Here is a 23,988-nt window from a genome sequence, read left to right as displayed (position 1 = left end):
AACCGCACGGCGGGCACGAACTCCGCGAGGCCAGCCGAAGGGTCCGTCGCGCCCCCGTGCCTGCCCGTGGTCCGCTAACCCATCAGGAACTCCGGAGTCTTCTGTGGACACCACCTTGCCCATCCCCGGCCTTGAGCTGGACCAGCCCTCGCGAGCGGACTGGCCCGCGAAGCTTCTGTCGCAGAACAACACCGACGTCTGCCGCCGCCCCGACGGGAGCGAGAAGCCCCGGGTCTTCACGTGGACCGTCCCCGCCTGGTGGGTGCGCCTCAGCACCGGGAAGTACTTCAACACCTGCCCCGAGGCGGGGGTCTGCGGGCGCAGTTGCTACGCGTTTGGCCGGGGCAGCTCGTACAAGCGCTTCCCGAGCGCGCGGACGCGGCACCTGCTCAACCTCGAACTGGTGCTGACCGAGCCCGAGGAGTGGGAACGCCGCATGAAGGCGGAGCTTCGGGGGCGTAGCTTCCGGGGCGGGAACGTCTGGGTCCGTATTCACGACGCCGGCGATTTCTGGTCGGACGAATACGTGCTCAGTTGGCTGGCCATCGCCAAGTCCGCCCCGCACGTGCGGTTCTACTGCTACACCAAGGCCATCGACCGGTTCCGTCGGCTGGTGCTCCCGAAGTGCCCGCCGAACTTCCTGTGGTGCTTCAGCCTGGGCGGCACCGAGGACGACCTGATCGACCGCCAGAACGACCGGCACGCCGACGTCTTCCCCACCGTCGAGGCGCTGGAAGCGGCTGGCTACAGCGACCAGAGCGACTCAGACCTGCTGGCGGTACTCGGCTCCCCGAAGGTCGGCATCCCCGCCAACCGCTACCCCGCCATGAAGGGCACGGCTTCCTTCGGCGAGCTCCAGCGGCAGGCGGAGGAGAAGAAGCGAGCCCGGGCGGCCGAGCGGGCCGGGCGGCTCGCACTCACCGCCGCGTAACGGACCCGGGCGGGGCGAGAGCAGCGCCCCGCCCGGGCCGCGCAGTGCCACCCCACGTCCCGCCCCACGGAGAGCGACCTCATGACCATCCACCTGACCCGGGGGGCCGCGGCCGACCCCCAGCCCGACGCGGCGCCCCTGCATGGGGCGGGAGGATTCCCGGCCGGCCGCCGCGAGCGAGGGACTGCACCACGGCGCACCGTGTTCTACCTCGGCGGGCCGCCGCACTGGGCGCAGGACTCCCAGGTACCGCTGATGATCTCCGCGAACGCCCTGATGAACCGCCAGGTTGGCGGCCCGCGCTCCCCCATGGCGCGATGCCGGTACGCGCTGGACTCGGCCGGCTTCAGCCAGGTCGGCAAGCACGGTGACTACCTGCTCGACCCGGACGAGTGGGGTGGCATGGTCTACCGGCTCATGGACCGCTTCGGCGCGCCGCCGGAGTTCGCCAGCTGCCAGGACTTCATGACCGAACCGCAGATCACCGCGCGCACCGGCTTCACCGTGGCGCAGCACCAGACGTTCACCGTCGACTCCTACGTGTACCTGGTGGAGCAGTTCCCGGCGGCGCCGTGGGTGCCCGTGCTGCAGGGGCAGCGGGTCGGGGAGTACCTGGAGCACTGCGCGATGTACGAGGCGGCCGGGGTCGACCTGGCGGCGCTGCCGCTGGTCGGCGTCGGATCGGTGTGCCGCCGGCAGGGCACCCGCGAGGCCGGGCACATCCTGGCCGAGCTGGCCGGCCGGGGCCTGGCCCTGCACGGCTTCGGCTTGAAGCTGTCGGGCCTGCGGGCGTACGGGCACCATCTGGCCAGCGCGGACAGCTACGCCTGGTCGTACGGGGCGCGGCGCCGCCGGGTTCGGCTGCCGGAGTGCACCCACCGGGCGGCGGACTGCCGGACCTGCCGGCGGTACGCGTTGCTCTGGCGTGATCGGGTCCTGGAAGCGCTGGACGCGCCGAAGCAGCTCACGCTGTGCACCACCCCCCACTGATTCCTTATTCGTGGTATTCTTTCTCATGTCAGCCCGGGTGTCTACCGGGTATCGTCTTGCGGCCCACGGGCCCCGCCCCATCACCTCACCCCTTCAAGGAGACGTCCGGATGAACTGGGATCTCACCCCCGGCACCCACATGAGCCGCGCCGAACTGCACCGCCGCTTCGGCGGCCGCATCCACCCCCGGATCAGCCCCTCCAAGTCGAGCCCGAACGTGCTGCTGTTCACCACCAGCACGGCGGGCAGTCGGTTCGACGGCTGGACCGGCCAGCACGTCCACTTCCGCGGCGAGGGTGCCGACGGCACCGACCAGAAGCTCGCCCAGGGCAACAAGTCCGTGCTCAGGCACGTGACGGAGGGGCGCGCCCTGCGGCTGTTCCGCCAGCCCGAGACGGGCCCGACCGGCACGGTCGAGTACCTGGGCGAGTGCCGGATCGACAGTGACAGGCCGTTCGTGTGGGCGGAGGCCCCGGGCGATCCGCACCGGCCGCTGGAGGTGCGCCGGGCGCTGGTCTTCCAGCTCCTCCCCTTGGGCGAGCCGCCGCGCGGCCTCCCGACGGCGGCCCCGGCCCGCTTGGAGCGCACGGTCACCGCGATCAGCGCGACGGCGCTCGCCAACCACCTCTCCCGGGAAACCGAGGTCCCCTCCCGGCAGGCGGCCGGGAACCTGATGATCCGGTACGCGGCGTTCCTGCGCTGGACGGAGTCCGCCTCGATGGCGCACTACCGGATCACCACCGGCCACAGCGTCACGCCGCTGTACGTGGAGTTGCTCAACCTCACCCGCAACGAGCTGGTGGTGCCGCTCGCCAGCTGCGCGCGGCCGGGCGTGTGGGAAGCGCTGGGAAGGCTCCGGGACCAGGCCCGCTACTTCGAGACGAGCCCGCGCGGCGCGCTGCTGCTGCCCGGCGCGCCCGATCCCGATCTGGCCGAGCTGCTGCGCGGCCAGGACGTGACGGCCGTCTGGCCGTGCGGACCGCTCGACTTCACCCGGGCCGACCCCAAGGCGGCGGACGCCGGGCTCTGACCCCCGGGCCGGGTGCCGCCGCTGATCCCTGCGGAGCCCGGCCACCCCACCGCATCCACCACCCAGCAAACAGGGAGGGCTCATGGGAGCCGCCGACTTCACCGCCTACCAGACCGGCACCGACGCCGCGCAGGCCTTCCGCGACGCGGTCGAGCAGGCGCAGTACGAGTACGGCCACAGGGGCGGCACCGGCACCATCGCCGAGAAGGACGGGTACCAGGTCGTCAGCGACACGCCCCAGTCCATGGACGAGGCCGAAGCCCTGGCCGCACGGATCATGTCCGACCACGACCACCCGTTGCAGGACAAGTGGGGGCCCGCCGGCGCCATCCCGGTCCTGACCGGTGAGCGGCAGGTCACGGTGACCATCCCCTTCACCGCCGCCGGCTACAGGACGACGGCCGAGGCGGCGGCCGCCGTTCTCGCCCAGGAGGGGAAGCTCTTGCCCGGCGAGGACGTCGCGTACGGCATCACGGGCGTCTACGAGACCTGTCCGCGCACCGGGCGGATCCGAAAGGGATTCCTCACGGTCCCGCTCAAGGGCGGACCGCTGGAACACCGCGGCTGGCTGTTCTTCGGATACGCCTCCCACTGACCCGCACGCAGCCCTGCCGCCCCCTCGGGACTGGAGGGCCGACACCCCACCATGAATGCGTTATTCATGGTAGTATTCTCAATGTCGGATCGGTTGGCTGCCGGACGACGTCGAACCGTCTTCACCAGAGGAGATGAACCGTGACCACAGACACCAACGAGACCCCCAACCCGCCCGTGCTGGACCGCAACGGCGTCGCGATCGAGTCCGGCGCGGTGGTCTGGCTCCACGGCACCGAGCAGGGCCGCGTGCCCGCCATGGTGACCGGGTGGGACAAGGCCACCGGCCATCCCCGCGTGGCGGTGGCCGACCCCGCACAGAACGTCTGGGAGGTCACCGTCGCCGACCCGCAGAGGCTGGAGATCATGGCACCGGACCCCCGGATCGCGGAGGCCGAGCACAACGGCGAGCCGTCCGATGCCTGGCTGATCCTCGACAAGCACGACCAGGTGCTCGGCCGCACCGTCGGCGAGCGGATGGAGGACGCCCGGAGGGCCGCCGAGCGCCTGCCGAGCGTGCGGCACGTCGCCGGCCGCGACGGCGGGTTCGCGCTGCGCCGCCTGAGCGAGAACAAGCTGACCGCCGGTGACCGGTCCCGGCTGGAGGCGTACCGCGAGGCCCTGAAGACCGCCGGGGCAACCCGACCGGTGGGCGAGGCCGTGTCCGTACCGCCGCAGCCGCGCGCGTAGCACCCCGGGTGGCCGGGCGGTTCCCCGCCCGGCCACCCACCCCAGATCGCGGAAGTGAGACCAGATGACCGAGGCCGAGGAAGCCGAGCTTCACCGCCGCTTCGACGCCCTGGGGCGGGATCTGGCGGCCGCGCTCGACACCGATCCCACCAAGGAACCGGGGTGGTGGCACCAGGTGCAGCGATGGGTCTACGGGGCCGTCACCCTGTACCACCCGACCGGCCTTGCGCTGCGACTGGAGCACCGGCAGTCGACCGAGGCCGCCCGCGGCCGGCTGACCGTCCACGGAGTGACCCCCCGGGGCTGGTCGGGCAGGAGGACCTTCGAGATCGGTGTCTCGATCCGCCGACCGCCGGGCGACATCGCGCGGGAGATCCGCCGGCGGCTGCTGCCGGAATACACGGCGGCCATGCCCGGGGCTCTGGCCGAGGTCGCCGAGGCGGAGCGCCTGCGCCTGGCCCGCATCGAGGCGATGCGCTCGCTGATCGAAGCACTGCCGGCCCTGCACACCTACGACTGGGACAGCGAGCAGAGCGCCGGATCGTTCTACCCCGACCCGTACCACCGCCCGCAGCGCGCCCACGCCAGCGGCACGGTCCGCGTGAACCAGTCCGCCGACTCCGCCGATCTCAAGCTGACCGGCGTACCGCTGTACCTGGCCCGCGCGATCCTGGCGCTGCTCCGGCGCCCGGACGCAGCCCCGCCGGACGACCCGCCGACCTGAATCCAACACGGCCAGCACCTTCCGGTCTCCCCCGCGCCGCCCGCCGGGGAGACCGGCCCAACTCCGAGGACCCGCGGCCGCTCCGCCAGCCTCCCGCCCACGAACCCGAGGAACACTGATGCAGACCCCCCTTCTCTCCGGTCCCGTTCCCGCGCTCTTCGCCGAGTCGTCGTTGCGCTCCGCCCCCGCGGGCACATCAGCCGCCATGGCGCAGGATGCCGACGACGAATCGGCGGAGGAGCAGGCGATGGGGACCGACGTCGCCCCCGGGCGGCCCCGCACCAGCGCCGTGGTGCGCCGGGTCGGTCCTCCCGCCGCCGGCACGAGCTCCGTCGACTTCCCCGAGCACCCCGGCCTCAAAGGAATGCTGCGCTACCTGGGCCACTTCCCTGCCTGCCTCTACGAGGTCACGGACCACCTCGACCAGCCCGTCACCCCGGACCCGGTGGCCGGGGGCCTGGAGGCGGTCACGGCCCTCGCCCGGCACTACGGGCTGCCGCTGGACATCCAGGTGATTCCGCGCGGACCGCGCGGTCACGCCTCTGCGGCACGCGGGACGGCCTGACGATCCTGCAACGACTGGACGCAGGCCTCCCGTGGCGCCCGGCCCGCCTCGAAGGGGCTATTCCAGCCCCACTGATGCCTTATTCGTGGTAGTCTTTCTCATGTCAGGCCGGATGGCTCCCGGTAGGCGATCGGACCACTCACCCCACACGGAGGGACCCCACCCATGTCGAACCTGCCCAAGGACCTGGCCAAGTTGCACCGTCAGGCCCAGGCCCTAGTGGACCTCGACCGGCCGCTCACCTGGTCGGAGCGGGAGTTCGTGATGGAAAACTGGCAGGCGTCGGAGGAGGCCGCCCACGGCCTGGACGGGGCGTTCTTCACTCCGACCGGGCTGGCCGTCGACATGTCCGTGGAGGTGAGCGGCCCGGAGGTTCAGCGGGTCCTGGACCTGTGTGCCGGGATCGGCCGCCTGGCCTGGGCGTCCATCAACGACATGGGCGCCCCCGATCGCGAGATGGTCTGCGTCGAGCGCAACCCGGAGTACGTGAGGGTGGGCCGCAAGGTGCTCCCGGAGGCCCGGTGGATCTGCGCCGACATCTTCGACCTGCCCGAGGACCTGGGCCGGTTCGACATGGTGATCAGCAACCCGCCGTACGGCTTCACCGAGCGCAGCGGCGACGGGCCGGGAGTGACGAGCCGCAGGTTCGAGTACCACGCGCTGGCCGTCGCCGCCGAGGTGGGGCGGTGGGGCGTCTTCCTGATCCCGCAGCAGTCCGCCCCCTTCCGCTACAGCGGCAAGCAGCGCTACGAGGAGGCGCGCAGCGCGGAGTACGAGCAGTTCGAGCGGGACACCGGCCTGTGTCTTGAGATGGGGTGCAGCATCGACACCTCGTTTCACCTGGACCAGTGGCGCGGGGTGTCGCCCGCGACCGAGATCGTGGTGTGCGACTTCACGCGCACTCCCCGGACGGCCCCGGCGCCGGTCCCCGCTTCGGCGCTGCGGGGCCGTCAGGCCACGGCGGCGGTCGAGGCGGTGGCGACCCTCTTCTGACGCACTCCCCGGGGCCTGCCTCTCTGGCGGGCCCCGGGGCCGGGCCGACGGCGCGTCAGGAGGCGTCGCACCCGTGGCGCAGGCAGCGGCCAGGGCCGCCGGGCGATCGGATGCCGCATCCGGGCCGACTTTCTTCCGCCGTTCGGGCTGCTTCCCGTTCGGCTTCGGACCGCTCCGCACTGCAGGGGACTTCCATGGATCAGCTGTTCTTCCCGCTCGCGGAGCCCGCCGCGGCGAACGTGGTGACGCCGTACGTGGCCGGCGACGACGGCGACGACTGGCTCAACAAGCACGGGCACCGGGTGCACCTTCGCGAGGAGGCCGGCGGGGGTTGGTCGTGGGGGTGCCGGGCCTGCGGCCTGTCGGGCCTGGGAGGCGACCGGGACGAGGCGTTGGGGGATGCGGAGCAGCACGGCGGGTACCTGGAGAAGCTGACGAAGGCCCCGCCGGAGGCGGAGGCGCTCAGCGCCGAGGAGCGTGCGGTGCTCGCCGGCCCGTGGCCGGTGCGGTGGCTGCGGAAGCGGATGCCGGGCGATCCGATCCGTGTGATCAACTTCTTCGCCGGGTGCGGGGGTTGGTGCGTCGGCATTCGGCGAGTGCTGGGCGTCGAGGTAGACATGGTGTGCGTGGAGATGAACGCGGACGCCTGCGCGACGTCGCGGGCGGCCGGATGCACGGCGATTCAGGCCGACGTGCGGGATCTCGACCCCGGCCACATCGCGCTGCGGGACACCACGGGGGTGATCTTCAGCCCGCCGTGCGTCGACTGGGCCCTGGTGGGCAAGCGGCTCGGCCATCTGCCGGAGAACCTGCGCATCCTGACGAGGGCGTTCGACGACGTGCGGGAGGCGGCGGGCAACATCCCGGCCACCGGCATGCCGGGCCAGCCGATGACCTACCGTGCGCCGTCCCTGCTGTCGTGGGCGGAGGTTCGGGAGTCCCTGGCGGGGATGACCACCAAGACTGCCCAGCTGATGCTGGAGATCCCGATCTGGACCCTCGGGCTGCAGCTGGCCGGCGCCGAGCTGGAGTTCGTGTCGGTGGAGCAGTCGGCCCACCTGCCGGAGGAGATCCGGATGGAGGTGTGGTGCGACTTCGAGCTGGCCGGGTGGCAGTTCGCGCAGTGGACCGTGCTGGACGCGGCCGACTACGGCAGCCCTTCCCACCGCCGGCGGCTGTTCCTGGCCGCGTCCCGGTCGGCTACTCCGACGCTGCCGATCCGTCCCGAGGAGCCGATCGTGACCGGGGCGCCCGAGGCGCTCGGGCGCCCGGTGGGCCTGGAGGTCACCACCCGGGGAGCCCGTAAGACGAGCGGCGGCAACAAGTTCGTCCTCAAGGCGGGGCAGCCGATCCCCGGAGTGACGTCCAAGGTCCGCAGTTGGGACGTGGGCGAGCACGGTGGCCGGTTCACTCTGCGGGAGATCGCCCTGCTGGTGCAGCTTCCGGGCGACCATCCGGGTGTCGGGTCCCGGTCGAGCGTTGCCCAGCAGGATGCCGACATCGTGGCACCCGGCTGCTCGGCGGCGGTGTGGGGTCACCTGTTGGGGGTGCCGTGGGTGCCGGGGTTGCGGGCGTACCTGGCGGAGCAGTACCCGGCCGTACACGGCGTCGGCCGGGCCGGGGTTCCGGTGCAGCGGGGGGCCTCCAACACCCCTTCAATGCCAACTTTGTGGTAGTCTTCTTCCTGTCAGGCCGGATGGCTACCGGCCGGACCCGAACCGCCTGGAGGCACACATGAGCACCCCCGAAGGCCCCCTGACCATCAGCGCCCTGCGCGCGACCTTGGATCACCTGATCCGGAAGGAGAAGTTCAGCCCCCACACGCCCGTGGTCCTGTCGGCCGACGCCGAGGGCAACCGCTTCGCGCCCGTCAGCGGCTGGAACGACGCCCTGTACGCCGAAGGCGAGACCTACAGCCTGCCGGGCTCCGAGGGGAGCAAGAAGGAGGAGGAGATCGGGCACGTCCCCCCGAAGGACGCCCGCAAGGCGGTCGTCCTGTGGCCCATGGACATCTTCCCCGGCTTCGACCCGTTTGCCGCCCCCGCGAAGGACTGACCGCCCGCCGCGCCGGATCCGGCCCCGCCCGGGGCCGGATCCGGCGCCACTCCGCCGAAGCCAGAGCCACCACTCCGAGGAGGAGACATGGGCGTACTGCGCCTTTCGACCGGCCGCATCGTCGGCTACCGCCTCAGCGGCCGGGACTACCCGGTCACCATGGCCAACGCCCAGCGGGCGCGCAACGTGGCCCACTGCGTCGAGAGGTTCGGCCGCGACAGCAACTTCACCGCGTACGAGCTGAAGAGGTTCGGCGACGAGACCGGCATGGAGCCGTACGGCCGGTCTACCTGGTGGGTCGTCCGCGGCATCAACCGCTACCTCAGGGGCGAGGCCAACGCCGTCGAAATGGCCATCACGGTCACCGAGGCCGAGGCCCCCGTGCCAACGGTCAAGCGGCCGGCCGCCCGGGCCTACGACGCGCTCACGGAGGCGAAGAAGAACTACGAGCCGACCCGCCGGATCGCGGAGGCGGCAGACTTGGCGGTCACGCGCGGCGGGGGCCGCGCCCTGGAAGGCGCGAGCAAGACCCTGGGCGTGGAGCGGGCAGCCGAACTCATGGCGGCCCTGGAGGAACACGCCCGCCAGGCCAGGGAAGCGGCTGGCGCCACCCGGGCCCTGTTCATCAAGGCCTGCGACGCCGCCGACGAGGCGCACCGGGCGGCGGAGCGTCTGGACGTCATCAAGGAGGGGTGGGCCGCAGAGCGCTCCCTGGGCCTGGTGGAGCAGGTGACGCGGAGCGCCGCCGCAGCTTTCGAGCAGCTTCACAAGGCCGAGGGCATCCAGCACCAGCTGCGCCATGAGGCCGATCGCTGGGGAAGCCGGGTCCGATAGCGGACAGGGGCGCGGGCGTGGGCTCCCATCCCCGATGAATGCGTTATTCATGGTAGTATTTTTCTTGTCAGTCGGGTGGCTCCCGAGAGCAGTCGAACCGCAGGAGAGAGCATGAGCATGTCCACCATGGCCGCACCGCACCGCCTCACCAGGGCGGCGGCGGGGCCCGTGCCGGAGATCGTCTACCGCAGCGTCCGGCACGCGCCCAGCCGCCTGACCGAGGGGCTCGCCCCTGCCAGCGTCTACGCGGTGACCGCCGAGACCGCCGACGGACGGCTGGTCGGCCGCCTGCTGTGGGACCATCACGACGGGATGGTCTGGTGGGTCGGCGTCGAGCGCGATTGGCGCCGCCAAGGCATCGCCACGGCGATGTGGCAGATCGCCCACCGCAAGGCCGACACCGTCGGCTGGACCCGCCCGGTCCACAGCACCTCCCTGCTCCCCGACGGCCGAGCCTGGATCGCCTCCCTGTGAAGCCCCCGGGCGGCCCGCGCAGCGCGGGCCGCCCGGCCCGCACTGTCCGCCGAGGGCGGGCACCCCCATCCCGATCGGAGTCACATGTCGATCACCGCCGAGATGGTCCTGGCCGCGCTGGCCGAGTTCGCCCGCCCCGATGTGGTCCACAGCCGCTTCGAACAGGGCGTCAACTGGGCGGCGTCCGCCGTCCGCCGGGCCTTCGCCGAGAGCCGCCTCCGGGACGGCGCGGAGCGCGACCTGGAGGCCGTCGAGACACTCCTGCGGGCCTGGCTGGCCAAGGGCCCCGACCAGGACAGCGACGACTACGACCGAGGCTGCGAGTACGGCCAGCAGATCATCAGGCTGCTCCTGGACCGCGACCCGGTTCACGTCTTCCGTGAACTGGACGACGCCGCCACGAACGCCGTCCTCCTCGCCAAGACGCTCTACCCCGACTGGGCCGGTCCCTGACCGGAACTCGGGCCGCCGGTGCCATGCCCCGGCGGCCCGAACCCGAGGTGACGACTCCCATGCCTTCGCCGCCCGCCCCGCCCACGAAGGGTTCTTCCAGCCCACCCGCTACCGGTTCGCCGGCCGCGCCCGGCCCCCCACAACCGGCCCCCGAACGGAACCCCGTCATGCCACTGCACCTCCCCGGCCCCGAGCCCGTCCGCCCCGCGGGCGGCTGGAACCGCTTCTCCCTCAACGCCCACATGACCACCCCGGACGCACAGTGCGCGCTGTGCCCACGGAGCTGGGCCGCCCTGCTGGACAGCCGCCGGGACACCCGGCTGTGCGCGTGGGGACCCTACGGGTCGTGCGTCGCCGCGACGGCGGCCCCCGACTGCACCGCCTGCCCGGTCTTCGCCGCCCGCAACGACCCCGGCCGCTCCGTCGAAGCCGGCGGGGACCACGTCTTCGTTCGCATCGACCGGCGGATCGCGGGCGAGATGTTCACCGCCTTCCCCGTGGACCGGATGTGGCTGACCGCCGGCCCCGGGGACGCGGACTTCCGCACCGGCGAGCCCTGGACATGGGACCAGGTTTCCCGGCTCACCGCCTGGACCGTGGGCCGCCGTGTCCTGGACGAGACCGGCGAGGGATTCTGGCTCCACCGCACGCCCACCGGCCCGACGGCGCCCGCCGATACGGCCACCGCCCCGGAGGAGAACGCCGGGCAGATCCTCTGCCTTGCCCTGTCGGCGCAAGGCCACGCGGCCGCCGTCATCCCCACCGGCGGCAACTGCACGGCGGTGGCGGTCACGGTCCCCGGCGGCGAGATCCTCGCCACCGACGACGCCTGCGCCGACCACCAGGCCGCCGACCACGACCGCTGGTTCGCCGCCTTCTACCCCGACCACGATCCGGGCGACAGGACCGACGTCTACACCGGCATCGGAACGCTGGACGCCCACCAGGACGCGGCGGCCTGCGCCGCCGTCATCGCCGACTGGATCAGGGCGAACACCTGACCCACCCGGACCTCCCGCTCCGCCGACCAGGAGATCAATGCCTGCCACCTGCGCATCCGCCGCCTACACCACCCGACCGGGGGCCTGCCCCTCCCCCGCCACCACCCTGCTGACCATCACGTTCGCCGAGCGCCGCACCCAGCGGTGGGCGATGTGCGACCGCCACACCGCGGGCGTGCACGAGGACCTGGGCGACCCGCTGTTCGCCTACCTGCGCCACACCTCGGTCACCGAGACCCCGATCGAGGCCGTCAGCGTCAACGCCACCGAACAGGAGTGCCGATGACCAGGACCCGCGACCGGGGCGGCGACAGCACGCCGCCGCCCCGGGCCGTCCGCGGCCAGCTCGCCGTGCTGGAGACCTGGCGACCCGGCCAGGGCGGAGCGGGTGACAACGCCGACTACCAGCCCGTCACCGTCGCTTCCGTGCGGGCCGACGGCCGCCCCACCGCGTTCGTCCTCCCCGACGGGCGCACTCTCGCGGTGGACGAGCTCACCCACCCCACCGTTGTCCTGCTGACCACCCCCGGTGCCTACGACCCGCACGCCGCGCTCACCGCTGCCCGGGCCGACGGCGCCGGCGGGATGTTCACGGCCATGGGCGACGTCGACGAGCTCTTCAAGCGCTACCCCGCCGCCGCACCGGCGCCGGCTGGTGCGGCCGGTGAACCGGCCGTCCTGGTGCTGCACCGACCCGCCGCCCCCTACGCACCGGCCCCCTGGAGCGTGCTCCTGCCCGGCCGCCACCGCATCGCGCTGGCCACCGGGTGCGGCACCAAGGCCCGCGCCCGCACCGTGGCGGCCTGGCTGGAGGCCACGGGCCTGGATTTCGCCGACCGCGACGCCGCGCTGAAGGCCAGCGACCTGCTGATGGAGTTCTACCGGGAGTGGGAGGCGTGCGTCCATGCGGCACTGGCCGGCACCGCCCCGTGGCCGGACCGCACCCCGGCGCGGTTCACCGGCATCCTCGCCGCGCTCTCGGACGCCGCCCGCACGGAAGCGTGAGAGGGGTAACCCACCCATTGGTGCGTTATTCGTGGTATTCTTTTTCTTGTCAGGCCGGGCGGCTCCCGGCAGGCATTCGAACCGTTCACCGCAGGAGGAACCATGTCCCGCCGTACCCGTATCACCCGAACCCAGCTGGTCATGGAGCTGACCGCCCGCCGTCTCCAGGAGAGCGGACTGCACCAGGGCGCAGCGCTCAGCGACAAGGAGTGGGAGTCCTACCCGCCGTCGACCTTCGCGCCGGGCGAGCCCTGCTCGGTGCTGCACGCCTTCGACCGCGCGCAGCGGAAGGTGGCCGGGCGGACGATCCGTACCAAGGGGCGGCAGCTCGGTGTGATCACGCCGCGTCGCTCCGCCCACCACCCGGGGGAGTTCTCGGAGGCGCTGCGGGTGCTGTCCGACCACCTGGCGGAGGAGCCGATCACCCCGGCCGTGTACGGGCCGCTGGGCCTGAGCGAGACGGACTACCGGCGGACCGTCATCGCGAGCTGGAGCAAGACGGAGGGGCTGACGGCCAAGGCGGCCGCCCAGGCCATCCGCTCCGCTGTCGGCAGCCACCGCTGATCTTCCTCGTGGATCGGATTGAGATGACAGCGCATGCGGGGGAATGCCCCACGCCGTGGAAGACGCAGTTCGCCACCGTGTCGGCAGCCGGGCGGACCATTCGCAGGTTCGTCCATCACCTGAGGACCTATCCGTGCGTGTGCGGGTGGCTCCACTTGACGAGCAAGGTCATCGAGCCTGCCAGTTCGCTCCCGGTGACTGATCAAGTCGCGGCGCTCGGGGACGTGGAGTTCGCGACGCTGGCCGTCCAAGACGTCCAGCAGGCGGTGACGCCGGTACAGGCCGGTGCGCTCCGCGCCCCGGTCAACGTGGACCGGTGGCTCTGCGCGCTGACCCAGCTCCTGACCGGGCTGGAGGTCCAGTTCGAGAACCGGGCTGCCGACCTGTCGCCGGAGGCGGAGGCGTGGCGCAAGCGGTCCACGGCCTTCCGTTCGGCGGTGCTTGAGCGGATCGGGGAGGCATCCGGGCTCGTACGCGAGATCCGGCTCGCCGAGGCGGCCGAGCCCGCCGGGCGGGGGGCGGGCGAGAGCGTGGCCGAACTGCGCGCGCTGGCCGAGCAGCAGGCGGTCAAGCGCCTGGCCAGCGCCTACGGCTCCCAGTTCAACGCGCTCCTGATTGAGGAGTACAAGGCGCTGGGGCTGGCCGTGCCGCGACGTCTCAGCCGCCGCCAGGCCCGTGACGCCGCCGTGACGGTCTCCGTCTCCTGGTGACCGGCCCGCCGTCCGGCCGCACGCGCTTCGGCGTGCGGCCGGGCGAGGCCGGGAACGACGCGCCCTCCACCTGTTCCACACCACGACCGAAGGGGCCTGACCATGGCCGACCCGACCTACTGCGATCCGATGTCCCTGGGGTGGCTTGCCGCCGATGCCGCCGCCGAGCTCCCCAGCCGCCACGGCAGCTGGGAGGCCAACCCGGCTGGCCTGAACGCCGCTGGGCAGTACCAGGCGGTGCTGCACGACAAGATCCGGCGGCTGCTGATCACCGCCGTTCCCGAGGGGATCGCCGTCAGCTCCTGGCCCTACGGCGGGGAGTCGCCGGCGGGCCTGCCCCCGAATCCGGCGGGCGTTCTTCCGACGCGGCACGTCACCGCGCTGAATCTGGCCGCAGAGGCGGCCCGCAGCCACCTCGCACCGGCGGCGGGGACGAGGATGGCGGCGGACCGGACCAGGCTCCGCGAGGCCCTGACGGTATCCGAGCTTCTCGGCCTGCTGCCCGAGGAGGCACGTTCCTCGGCCGCCTTCCTGCCGCGCAGCGACGTGGTCGAGTGGGAGCACCGGCCGGGGGTGAGGCCGACCGTCCAGGCCTGCGCGCCTGGCCGGGTCCTGCTGGAGGTCCGGGCCCGGCTCGCCGCCGTGGAGAGGGCGCTGCGCGTCGCCCTGCCGCCGCAGGACCCGGCGGTACACCGGTTCACCACTCCGGGGGCCTACGTGCGTGTGGTGAACGCCTTCCCGGTGCTGACCCCGTACAGCCAGTGCGAGCCGGGCACCGACCTGCTCACCGGCCTCGGTGTCGGCCGGACAGTCGTCAACGTCTTCCTGGCCGACAACGCCCCGGACTCGGACGACACCGAGGCCGGTCTCGCCGTCGAGGCCGACCTCGACCTGGCCCTCATAGTCCTCGGGCAGCTCTAGCCGCCCGAGCTCCCCCGTCCCGGCGGCGAGCCGCCGACCGCCGGGACACCCTCCCCCTCAGAACGATCACTGGAGCAGCGTGACCGCGCAGACCATCACCTTCGACCCCGCCTCTCTCGACGCCTTCCTGACATCGCCGGCGTTCGCCGCCGTCCTGCCGGATCTGGAGACCGAAACGCTGTGGCACTTGTCGTCGCTGATCCCCGACGAGGAGGACCGGCGCAGCGTGGCGTCGATGCACGAGGTCCTTCGGGACGAGCTGGGGTGGCTGTACGGGGATCCCGACCCGTCCGGTGTGAGGCTGGAGCGGATAGAGGTGCCGGCCATTTCGTGGGACGACGGGCTGTGGTGGGAGCCCGAGTTGGCCGAGTTGGTGTTCAGCGACGGGACGAGGCTGGAGGAGGACCTGTCGGACCTGCTTCACGACGAGCTGTCCTCTCTGGCCTCCAACGAGCGCCCGACGGACCTGAACGAGGTGTTCACCTTGGCCGTGCCCGTACCGGATGCGGCTGGTACGGAGGCGGGGGCCGCTGGAGCCCGGGTAGAGGACTGTCAGGGCGAGGGAGGGGCGTAGCACAGCACATTGATGCGTTATCCATGGTAGTATTCTTCTTGTCGGCCAGGGTGGCTTCCTGGTGGCAATCGAACCGCTTCCAGGAAAGGACCACATCATGTCCATCCGACTTCTCGTTGTCGCGGTCGACCCGGCGGACTGCGGCTGCACCGAGTGCATCATCGGCGAGTACGTGCCCCTGCGGTATGCGACTGCGGATCAGATCGTCCGCCTGCTGAAGGGCGAGCTGGTCAACAACACCTCCACCGAGTTCACGGTCGAGGTGAAGTGGTCGCTCCCCGGCGACTTCCGCCCCACCGAGGCGCGCGTGGACTCGGTCCAGGTGACGGCGCATCTCGGTGACGACGTCCAGACCTGGGAGATCGGCCCGTACCTGCCGATGTACCGCTCGCCCAGCTTCACCGACCTGTTCGAGGGCCGGTAGGTAGGGCCTGGTCCGCGCCGCCGGTTGCCAGACGACCGGCGGCGCGGACCGCCCACCGCCCACCCACTGCCTGATCCCGCCCCGGCTCAGCCCGGCCGGTCAGGCCGGACCGGCCAGCCCGCCGAGGGCTCTCGTACCTCGGCGCATCGGCCGGCACTCCGACAAGCCGCCCCGTGCGGCCCCTCCCACGCCTGTGAGGCTTCCATGCAGTACACCGAGGCGCAGTTCCTGTTCACCGGCGCGACGGTCCTCCACGAGCTCACGCCGCTTCGCGTCACCGAGCTCACCCGGTGCGCGGGCGGCGACCTGGCGGCACTTCTGGTCCCCGCCGACGGCGGTCCTGCCGGTCGCGCCGCTCGGCTGCACGTCTTCGACCCGGAGGACACCGTGTCGCTGAGCACCGAGCACACGGTCCGCTGGACCGTCCACTACCGGGAACGCTCGCACCGCCGCTCCGGGTACACCTCAACGGAGCTGAGCGCCCCGTACACCGTCCGGAGTCACTGGCCGTACAAGACGCCGCACATGGTCGTGACGCGGCTGGTCGAGCATCACCGGACCATCGCTGCAGTACCCGTCGCCCTCGCCGACCTGCCCGGCCCGGGCGTGCCCCGCGAGGTCACCCCCGAGGGCGGCAAGGTCTTCTACCGGCGGCTCAACGGCGGGCCCAGTGTCCTTGCCACAGGCGACGACGTGCGCTTTCACCTGACTCACATGCAGGACGTCCACGACGGCGAACACCGCCGCCAGAGGCGGCTCCCGGTCCACGACCCGCAGATGAGCCGGTGCCGGCTGTGCGTGCTCCACCCTTACGAGCTGACCGTGCTGCGGGTGACGGTGACCGGATCGAACCACGACATCGACGTCGAGGACCTCCCGGACTGCCAATACGCGCTCGACCCCGAAGCGTCCTACCGGCGGGTCACAGGACAACCGGTGGCGCAGCCTCCCCAGCCGGCCACGGGGCGCCCGCAGGCCAGCGCCTTGTCATTCTCCAGCGAAGGGCACTGACCATGAGCATCGAGGCAACCGGGTTCCCCTGGACATCTAGAACCCCTTCCCCGCCCGTGCTGTACGTCCACCTGCACCTGCCGACGGGTGCATCGGGCGCATCGGAGATCTGGGCGCTTCCCAACGGTGCGCCGACCGCCGGCCACGGCTACCGACTCCTGCAGCCGGACACGCCCGCCCCGGACGAGAGCGATCGCCCCTGGTCGGTCCGCACGACGGACGCGGTCGACCGCGCCCTGGCTGCGCACGGCTGGGCGGCAGTTCCGCGCAGGGAGGCGCGCTGCGCCCTGTCGGCCAGGTTCGGCCTGGAGCGAGAGGACGGCATCCTGCAGGCAGTCCGGGGCGAGGAGACCGTGTGGCAGTTCAGCGAGTTCGCTGCGGTCGCCTTCGCACTGCCCATCCCCGGCACCCGAGAGACGGCGCAGGCCGGACCCGGACACGGCGGCCAGCCGTGACGGGCCGGACCCCCGGCAACGGGGAGCAGCTGCGGCTAGACCTGCTGGACCCGGCGTGGTGCCAGCGGTGGACCGATCGGCGCCCGGGCTGGCGGCGCACCAGCGAGGGCGGGTTCGACCCGGGCCTGTACCGGTGTGTGCCTTTGGAGGCCGGACCGGCGCGGCGGTTCGTGGAGCGGCATCACTACAGCGGTTCGTGGCCGGCGGTGAGGATGGCGTTCGGAATGCAGCTGCGCACCGCTGAGCCTCGGGTGGGCGAGCCGGACGGCGGCCGCCTGGTTGGTGTGCTCGCGCTCGGGGTGCCGATGTCGCGGGCGGTGCTGACGCGGGTTTTCCCGTCGTTGGTTCCTTCTGTGCACGCGCTCAACGCGTTGACTCACTCGTACCGCTAGCCGATGGAGCGCTCAGTGAGTCAACCATGCTGACGGTAGGTTGACCGACTGGCTCATGGCGGGACAGCACGCCGAATATGTAGGCCAACCGACAGAATCGACTGACCTGCTGTGATGTCCGAATCGACTGACCTGCTGTGATGTCCGATCCGCGGGTCTCTGTTCCCGACGACCTGATGATGAATTCCCTGGCCCTCACTCGTGGCTTGACCAAAGGGTCCTGCCCGGTGGAGAAGTCCGGTGACGAGAATGGGCGGCCTTGTCCGCCCGCCTTGCGTCAGCGGATCGGTAAGGGAGGCCCTGACCGTGGTCGCCCCGGTCCGCCCTGCTGCCCGTCGTCAGAGCGCCAGCCGACGACCGTTGCCGTTGCCGGACCCGTTCAACCGCCAGGGCAGCAGCGGCCGATGACAGGCGGCAGTGGTGCAATCCGGGCGCGGCAAGGTTGGCCACCGGCCGCGGTAGGGACAGCGGCCGAACCGGCGGGGTACGACTTTCTGGGCCGCCTCTGTCCCGTGCTCGCCTGTCGGTGGGGTTGTCGCAGGTGGCGGGCATAATCGCCGACATTGCGATCACCGCACCAATCGGAGGCCGACTTGTCCTCGCTGTACGACTTCGAGACCTGGGAGCCGCTGCTGCGGCTCCTGCGGACCGCGCACGCGCAGGCGCTTGCCGTGCCGGGCGGCCAGGTGTCGGGAAACATCGGCCGCGGCTCGTACAGCGTGCCCGTGAAGTGGCGGTACCCGCCGCCCGGTCGGGCCATGCTGCTGTCGGACAACCAAGAGGAGCACGACGCGATCGAACGAGTGCGGGACACGCTCGCCGGGGCCGGAGTGACCGACATCGCCTTCACCGTGGAGATCCCTCCGAACGGAGCGGCGGTTCTGCGGTTGTTCGATCGCAGTCCGGCAGTCGATCCCGGCATCGGCAGCAGTGTGGGCGCGCTGACCCTGGTCGAGGGCGCCGTCCCCGAGCCGTGGCGCCGCCTGCCCGAGCCCGCAGCCGGGGCCCGGCCGGCCCCGGCCGTGGACGCGGCACTGCTGGAACGGACACTCCGCGAGCGGATACCCGACGCGATCGGCGCCACCGAGGAGGAGATCGCCGCCGCCGAGGAGAGGCTTGGCCTTTCGCTTCCCGAGGAGGTCAAGGCGCTCTACCGGGTGACGCGCGCACGGTGGGAGGACTGGCAGGACGACTACGAGGCAGGGGAGCGTGTCCTGGGCGCGGTCGGCTTCGAGCTGGGCTCCCTGGAAGACATCGCCGTCGCCGACCTGTCCTATCGTTCGTACTTCCGCTGGGAGCATGCGGCAACGGGGGCAGTCCTCACGGGACCCAACGACGCCGTACAGGACCTGGTCGGTTCTCCGGGGTGGATCGTTCTCGGCGGCACCGGCGGAGGGGACATGGTTGCCGTCGACCTGACGCCCGGCCCCCGCGGCCACCTCGGCCAGGTGATCGTGCTCGACCACGAGCAGAGCATCGGCGCGTCGCTGTGGGCCGAATCGCTCACCGACCTGGTCCTCGGCCCCGAACGGAACTGGTACACCGGACACAGGTGGGACAAGCGGCCGGTCACGGCCATCGTCCACGACCAGAGCATCGGGAGTATCGAGGCCGCCGCCCATCCCGCGCTGGAAGTCCTGAGAATCGGGGCGTGGAGTGGAGAACCACTCAGCCTCGCCCCCGTCGTCGGGCTGCCCCGCCTGCGCACGCTCTGCGCCTACCCCGGCACGCTTGCCGACCCGCTGGAGATCGCTGCGCTGACCGGACTGGAGTTCCTCGAACTCGCGCCCGGGGACTGGCGGGTCCTGCTCGACGCCGGAGCAGTCCCGCGCAGCCTTTCGGCTGCCTCCATCCAGACGTTCGGGAGAGAGGACCCGCGGCCCATCGTGGCCCTGGCCGACGAGATCCTCGCCCTCTGGAACCGTCCCTTGATCACCGAGACCGTTGTCAACGGCGACCTCGGCCCCTCGTCATAGCCCACCTGACCAGCGGAAACGCCATTGCTCCGTCACGGTCGCGTGAGGGACCAACGGCGTTCCTTCACAGGAAAACGGCTGGTCAACTCGACATAGTGTCGGGTTGACCAGCCGCATTGGGTCGGTTGCCCTATGTACGAGATGGGGGCTCCTACCATGTTGTGGTGCTGGAGGTCCTGAGATTCCCCTTTCCGAGAGTCTGTCCCGGCAGTGCACGTACTGTTCCGGTGTGGTCATGCTGGCGCCGATGCACGCGGAGATCGTGCGCGTCCCGGTGAGCGATGAGCTCGCCTACTGGACGGTCCTGGCTGGGCCCACACTGGCCGTGGTCGGCGATATCGACGATCACCTTCGTCACCTGCGATTCGGCCGGGCACGCGAGGAGTCAACGACCAAGACCTACGCTGGCCACCTGAAGCGGCTTCATGTCTGGTGTGACGAGCGCGGACTCTCCAGGAGCGAAGCGGCTTTGCGGCTGTCGACGTACGTGATGCACCTGCGGACCACACCCCGGGCGACCAGCGGCCGCGGGTACGGACGGCTGCCGGAGGAGTCGACGCTTGCGCCGGCTCTGGCCGCGATCCACGGGTTCTACCTGCACCTGGCCGACCTCGGGCACGTCGAGGCCGCCGCCATCGACGCGCTGTTCACGACGGTCCCCGCTCAGGTCGGCGGCGGGACCGTCGTGGTCAGGCCGCGCATCCGCGTCGACTCTCGGCCGAGTCACGCCTCGGCGCGGCGGCCGGCAGCGACGCACGAGGAGTTCACCGCTGTCCTGCGGGCGGCAGAGACCGCCCGGGACCGGTGCATGGTGGCGGTTATGGCCTGCTGCGCACTGCGGGTGGGGCAGCTGGTGTCGCTCAGGCGCGAGGACATCCACTTCGTCCCGGCAGGCCGAACGGTGCCGGGGTGCTCCTACATCCAGGGTCCACACCTGCACCTGCGCAAGCGAGGCGGGCATCCGAAAGGGGCGGCCAACAAGAACCGCGGAACCGTCATCCTGCCGGTGCCCAGCCCGGTGGAGATGCTGTACGCCGACTGGCTGCGGGAGCGGATCGGCATCCGGCGAGCGGCCGACAGCCCGTGGGCCTTCGTCACCTTCCCCGGGCCTATTGGCGATCCGGGCGGCGAAGCACTCAGCGCCCGGCGGGTCCAGGACCTGCTGGCCGACCTCTCCGCACAGGCCGGCCTGCGGCACCTCCACCCCCACATGCTCCGGCATACCTTCGGCGAGACGGCCGCTGACCTCGACATCGCGCGAGACGTCCTCCAGCGCCTGCTCGGCCACAGCGACGTCGCCAGCCAGGACGTCTACCGCACGGTCGGCGACGCGAAGATCGTGATCGCCGCCAACGCCATCTCCGACCAGTTCTTCGGACCGTCATGACCTCACATGCCTCCAACCCGCTCCCCAGTGCTCCGGTGCCCGAGCCGGACTGGCCGTACCTGATCGAGCACGGACTGGATCGCGAGACCCTTGAACTGCACTTCCCGCTCGGCGCCGACTGGCACACCCTGCGCGCTTGCGCCCACCCCGCCTGCGACCGCCCCGCGGACAAGCACCCCTGGCTGTGCTGGCAGTGCTGCACCGCGTGGCGGAAGGCCGGCTCGCCCGGCGACGTCGCGTCCTGGTGCGCCGCCGCTCCCGCGCCTCCCGCCCGCCGGGTGTACGGCGAGAAGCGGTGCGCGGTCGGCTGCCCGCGGCCGGCGGAAGCGAGCGGGCTGTGCAAGAGCTGCGTTAGTGCCCGCAAGGCGACGGGACTATCGGTAGAGGAGTACCTAGCCACGGGCCCGGCTCCGCGTCCGGGCCTGGGCGAATGCGTCGTACGGGTGTGCTCACGCTGGGCGGTGCAGAAGGGCAGGCGGTTGTGCTTGCCGCACCAGCGGCAGTGGGCCGATGCAGGCAGACCCGACCTGCCCCGGTGGGCACTGACGGCTCCGGCGGTCTACACCACGATGGGCCTCGTCCCCCTGGGCGACCTCGGCGAGACCCTGCGCATCCAGGTCCTGCGCGGCTACGAGACCCAGCTGCGGCAGGGCGGCCGCATCAGCCCCACACAGGTCAAGGCCGCCATCCGCTGGCTGGTGGACCACTCGGTGACCGATCTGCTCACGGCCGACCTCCCGGCCAAGGGCCAGACCACGACCTGCCTTCGTCTGTGGCAGCGATCCGTACCCCTTCTGGACGCCGACCGCGAGTCGGAGCACCGGCGCACGGTGATCCGACTCAACGTCCTCAATCCCCGCTACGCCGGTCGCATCGTCGACCTCAGCGACGTGCACGCCCCCTGGCTGCTGCGCGCCGTCCAGGAGCACATCCTGCTGCTGTCCTCGTCCGGCGCCTCCACGGCGCGATTGCAGTCCGCCGGCTACGCGGCTCGCTGGTTCGCGATGTTCCTGCGAACGCTGCCGGGCGAGGGACGCCAGCCGGCGAAGGTCGGACGAGCGGGCATGACGATGTACCTGAGGTGGCTGGCCGCCCGCGCCCGCGACACCAGTGACTACGAGTCCCTCGCCGCCGCCGACCCCCGGCGCGAGGTGATCGCCGAGCGTCTGCTGCCGTCGCTGGCCGGCGCCGGCCCGCTGCTAGTGACCCCGCAGCGGCACTGGGGCCTGGTGCACACCCTGCGCGCCATCCTCGACCAGAGCCGGTCGGCGCTGGCCGAGGCCGGCGCCGCCGAGGTGCACCTGCTGGCCCAGGAGGTCCCGCCGTTCCCGGAACGCGACGACACCGACAGCGAACTGGAGGGCCGCTCCCAGGACGCCCTGCCGGAGACAGTGTTCCTCCAGCTGATGGCCGAGGAGAATCTCGCGCTGCTCCAGGACGGCACGCCCCGTGACTTCGTCGAACTGTCCCTGCGGGTAGGCCGACGCCCGTGGGAGGTCCGGCACCTGGAGTTCGACTGCGTCCAGTGGCACGACGTCGACATCGAGGCGCCCGACGGCAGCGTGCAACGCCGCCGCTACCCGTTCCTCGTCTACTGGATGCAGAAGGTCCGCCGACGCCACAAACTGCCGCTGCACCTCACCGACGTCGAGGTGATCACCCGGCAGCAGGACCACCTGCGCCGGGAGTTCCCACAGTGGTTCGACACCGACGGGCAGCCCCTCTCGCCGCAGCTGCTGCTGTTCCCCACACCGCGGCTGACCCGCGCCAACAAGTTCGGGGAACGCCCCTACGACAGCAGCACCAGCGGGTACTGGCTGGACGTATGGATGGACCGCTTCCCCCAGCTACTCGACGAGCACGACCAGGACTTCGACCGCTCCCGCATCTTCCCCTACGCCTTCCGACACACCTACGCCCAGCTGCGCGCCGACGCCGGCGTGCCGCTGGAGATCCTCCAGGTCCTGATGGCTCACCTGGAGCCGTCCACGACCCAGATTTACTACCGGGTCTCGCATCCGCGCCGGGTGGAGGCCGTCCGCGCCATCGCCGCCAAGTACCAGTTCGACATCTCCGGCGGCCGGCTCCGCGCCCGCGGCCCAGCCGATGACCTCGCCGACCGCGCCCGCGCCGGCGTGGGCCAGGTGCCGGTCCCCGGCGGGACCTGCCACGAGATGAACAACGTCCGCGCGGACGGGCACGGCTGCCCGGTGTACTACCGGTGCTTCTCCTGCAAGTTCTTCACCACCGACTTCACCCAGCTCCCCGAACTGCGCCAGCTCCGCGACAGCAAGGCCGAGCAGCTCGTCCGCCTGGAGGCCGCCTACGGCAGCCTGCTCGTGCCGGGGCCGCTGAGCCGGGCGAACACGGAGCTTCTGCGCCAGGAACTCGCCCAGATCGACGAACTCATCAGCAAGTGCGAGACCGACCTCGGCTCGCTGACCGAGGAGGACAAGGCCACCGTCGAGGCGTGGCTCCACAGCCGGGACCGGTTCCTCACCGTGATCCCCGTCGCCGCCGTCCTGGCGGGCCGCCAGCAGCTGGCCCAGCCGACCATCGACCCGATCCTGCTGACCTGGGAAGCGAGGTGACCGGCCGCCTCAGCCCGCAGCGGCAGGCATCGAAGGGCCTGGCCCCCGAGCGCGCGACCGTCCTGGACGCGGGCCGGCAGGCCGCCGCGGCTCGCCGCCGTGCCGACAGCGAGGCGTGCCGACAGCGCGTACTGGACGTCATCGCCGGCATGCGCAAGACCCGCAAGGCGCTCTCCGACGCGGAGATCACCCGGCGCGCCGCGGTCAATCCCCAGTACCTGCAACGGCACCGAGACCTCAAGGCCGAAGCGGAAGCCGTCCGCGCGCACCTCGCCGACGACCGGCCCCGGGCCGCGGCCGCCGCAGCGGCCCGCCAGGACGCGGGCCTGGCGGTGGAGAACCGCATGCTGCTTGAACAGAACACAGCCTTGCGCCGGGACCTCGAAGCGGCGAGAACCGAGCTGCGCGCCGTCCGCGTACGCGACCTCGCTGCCGGCGTGCTGGGCGACCTCGCGTCGACGCCGGGCCGGGACGCGGAGGTCGAGGCTCTGCGCGGGGAGCGGGACCAGGCCCTGGCTGCGGTGCGGCGCGCGGACAACGAGCTGCTGGCACTGCGCAACGTCGTTCAACGCCTCATGGTGGAGAACACGCGGCTGCTCGGGAGCGGGCATCAGCCGCCCGGCGACAGCTGAGCCGGACTTGGT

Annotated in this window: 28 protein-coding genes; all 28 read left to right on the top strand. The window is 71.6% G+C overall.

What is annotated here, in order from left to right:
- Positions 1-103 precede the first annotated feature (103 nt).
- The 28 genes from OG871_RS40545 to OG871_RS40410 all read left to right on the top strand — a co-directional run bounded on the left by OG871_RS40545 (position 104) and on the right by OG871_RS40410 (position 23,976).
- Positions 104-931, top strand: coding sequence for a hypothetical protein (locus tag OG871_RS40545; RefSeq protein WP_331727476.1), 828 nt, complete (start codon positions 104-106; stop codon positions 929-931).
- 81 nt (positions 932-1,012) lie between these two features.
- Positions 1,013-1,921, top strand: coding sequence for a hypothetical protein (locus OG871_RS40540; protein WP_331727473.1), 909 nt, complete (start codon positions 1,013-1,015; stop codon positions 1,919-1,921).
- A 109-nt stretch (positions 1,922-2,030) separates the two neighbouring features.
- Positions 2,031-2,951 carry a hypothetical protein gene (locus tag OG871_RS40535; RefSeq protein WP_331727472.1) on the top strand — a complete coding sequence of 307 codons (921 nt, stop codon included), beginning with the start codon at positions 2,031-2,033 and terminating at the stop codon, positions 2,949-2,951.
- Between the two features lie 82 nt (positions 2,952-3,033).
- Positions 3,034-3,546, top strand: coding sequence for a hypothetical protein (locus tag OG871_RS40530; protein ID WP_331727469.1), 513 nt, complete (start codon positions 3,034-3,036; stop codon positions 3,544-3,546).
- A 140-nt stretch (positions 3,547-3,686) separates the two neighbouring features.
- Positions 3,687-4,235 (top strand): hypothetical protein, encoded by a 549-nt coding sequence (locus tag OG871_RS40525; protein ID WP_331727467.1) that lies wholly within the window; start codon positions 3,687-3,689, stop codon positions 4,233-4,235.
- A 64-nt stretch (positions 4,236-4,299) separates the two neighbouring features.
- Positions 4,300-4,959, top strand: a complete 660-nt coding sequence (locus tag OG871_RS40520) for a hypothetical protein (protein ID WP_331727465.1) — start codon at positions 4,300-4,302, stop codon at positions 4,957-4,959.
- A 118-nt stretch (positions 4,960-5,077) separates the two neighbouring features.
- Entirely contained in the window at positions 5,078-5,524 is a 447-nt protein-coding gene (locus OG871_RS40515; protein ID WP_331727463.1) for a hypothetical protein, read from the top strand.
- Between the two features lie 165 nt (positions 5,525-5,689).
- On the top strand, positions 5,690-6,517 hold the full coding sequence (locus OG871_RS40510; protein WP_331727462.1) for a methyltransferase domain-containing protein: 828 nt from the start codon (positions 5,690-5,692) through the stop codon (positions 6,515-6,517).
- 194 nt (positions 6,518-6,711) lie between these two features.
- Entirely contained in the window at positions 6,712-8,193 is a 1,482-nt protein-coding gene (locus OG871_RS40505; RefSeq protein WP_331727459.1) for a DNA cytosine methyltransferase, read from the top strand.
- A 58-nt stretch (positions 8,194-8,251) separates the two neighbouring features.
- Positions 8,252-8,572 carry a hypothetical protein gene (locus OG871_RS40500; RefSeq protein ID WP_331727456.1) on the top strand — a complete coding sequence of 107 codons (321 nt, stop codon included), beginning with the start codon at positions 8,252-8,254 and terminating at the stop codon, positions 8,570-8,572.
- Between the two features lie 87 nt (positions 8,573-8,659).
- Positions 8,660-9,406: a hypothetical protein gene (locus OG871_RS40495; RefSeq protein WP_331727454.1), complete on the top strand. Its 747-nt coding sequence runs from the start codon at positions 8,660-8,662 to the stop codon at positions 9,404-9,406.
- Positions 9,407-9,517: 111 nt separating this feature from the next.
- Positions 9,518-9,880, top strand: a complete 363-nt coding sequence (locus OG871_RS40490) for a GNAT family N-acetyltransferase (protein ID WP_331727452.1) — start codon at positions 9,518-9,520, stop codon at positions 9,878-9,880.
- 84 nt (positions 9,881-9,964) lie between these two features.
- Entirely contained in the window at positions 9,965-10,333 is a 369-nt protein-coding gene (locus tag OG871_RS40485) for a hypothetical protein (protein WP_331727450.1), read from the top strand.
- A 167-nt stretch (positions 10,334-10,500) separates the two neighbouring features.
- Entirely contained in the window at positions 10,501-11,334 is an 834-nt protein-coding gene (locus tag OG871_RS40480; protein WP_331727447.1) for a hypothetical protein, read from the top strand.
- A 37-nt stretch (positions 11,335-11,371) separates the two neighbouring features.
- Complete coding sequence (locus OG871_RS40475) at positions 11,372-11,620, top strand: hypothetical protein (protein WP_331727444.1); 249 nt, start codon at positions 11,372-11,374, stop codon at positions 11,618-11,620.
- Positions 11,617-12,339 (top strand): hypothetical protein, encoded by a 723-nt coding sequence (locus tag OG871_RS40470; protein ID WP_331727443.1) that lies wholly within the window; start codon positions 11,617-11,619, stop codon positions 12,337-12,339. The genes OG871_RS40475 and OG871_RS40470 overlap by 4 nt, the downstream gene beginning before the upstream one ends.
- Before the next feature lie 102 nt (positions 12,340-12,441).
- Positions 12,442-12,903 (top strand): DUF6197 family protein, encoded by a 462-nt coding sequence (locus OG871_RS40465; protein ID WP_331727442.1) that lies wholly within the window; start codon positions 12,442-12,444, stop codon positions 12,901-12,903.
- 194 nt (positions 12,904-13,097) lie between these two features.
- Entirely contained in the window at positions 13,098-13,613 is a 516-nt protein-coding gene (locus tag OG871_RS40460) for a hypothetical protein (protein ID WP_371503568.1), read from the top strand.
- 102 nt (positions 13,614-13,715) lie between these two features.
- Complete coding sequence (locus tag OG871_RS40455) at positions 13,716-14,534, top strand: hypothetical protein (RefSeq protein WP_331727438.1); 819 nt, start codon at positions 13,716-13,718, stop codon at positions 14,532-14,534.
- Between the two features lie 79 nt (positions 14,535-14,613).
- Entirely contained in the window at positions 14,614-15,108 is a 495-nt protein-coding gene (locus OG871_RS40450; RefSeq protein WP_331727435.1) for a hypothetical protein, read from the top strand.
- A 97-nt stretch (positions 15,109-15,205) separates the two neighbouring features.
- On the top strand, positions 15,206-15,532 hold the full coding sequence (locus OG871_RS40445) for a hypothetical protein (RefSeq protein WP_331727434.1): 327 nt from the start codon (positions 15,206-15,208) through the stop codon (positions 15,530-15,532).
- Between the two features lie 204 nt (positions 15,533-15,736).
- Positions 15,737-16,543: a hypothetical protein gene (locus OG871_RS40440; protein WP_331727433.1), complete on the top strand. Its 807-nt coding sequence runs from the start codon at positions 15,737-15,739 to the stop codon at positions 16,541-16,543.
- Positions 16,544-16,545: 2 nt separating this feature from the next.
- Complete coding sequence (locus tag OG871_RS40435; RefSeq protein WP_331727432.1) at positions 16,546-16,998, top strand: hypothetical protein; 453 nt, start codon at positions 16,546-16,548, stop codon at positions 16,996-16,998.
- Between the two features lie 224 nt (positions 16,999-17,222).
- Positions 17,223-17,390: a hypothetical protein gene (locus OG871_RS40430; protein WP_331727431.1), complete on the top strand. Its 168-nt coding sequence runs from the start codon at positions 17,223-17,225 to the stop codon at positions 17,388-17,390.
- Positions 17,391-17,983: 593 nt separating this feature from the next.
- Positions 17,984-19,366 (top strand): SMI1/KNR4 family protein, encoded by a 1,383-nt coding sequence (locus OG871_RS40425; protein WP_331727430.1) that lies wholly within the window; start codon positions 17,984-17,986, stop codon positions 19,364-19,366.
- A gap of 235 nt (positions 19,367-19,601) precedes the next feature.
- Positions 19,602-20,753: a site-specific integrase gene (locus tag OG871_RS40420; RefSeq protein ID WP_331727428.1), complete on the top strand. Its 1,152-nt coding sequence runs from the start codon at positions 19,602-19,604 to the stop codon at positions 20,751-20,753.
- Entirely contained in the window at positions 20,750-23,344 is a 2,595-nt protein-coding gene (locus tag OG871_RS40415) for a hypothetical protein (RefSeq protein ID WP_331727427.1), read from the top strand. The genes OG871_RS40420 and OG871_RS40415 overlap by 4 nt, the downstream gene beginning before the upstream one ends.
- Entirely contained in the window at positions 23,341-23,976 is a 636-nt protein-coding gene (locus tag OG871_RS40410; RefSeq protein WP_331727426.1) for a hypothetical protein, read from the top strand. The genes OG871_RS40415 and OG871_RS40410 overlap by 4 nt, the downstream gene beginning before the upstream one ends.
- Positions 23,977-23,988: the final 12 nt, after the last annotated feature.

The sequence above is a fragment of the Kitasatospora sp. NBC_00374 genome (assembly GCF_041434935.1).
Classification (GTDB): domain Bacteria; phylum Actinomycetota; class Actinomycetes; order Streptomycetales; family Streptomycetaceae; genus Kitasatospora.
Note: the sequence above shows the minus strand (reverse complement) of the source record. Positions and strands in the feature narration are given on the sequence as shown.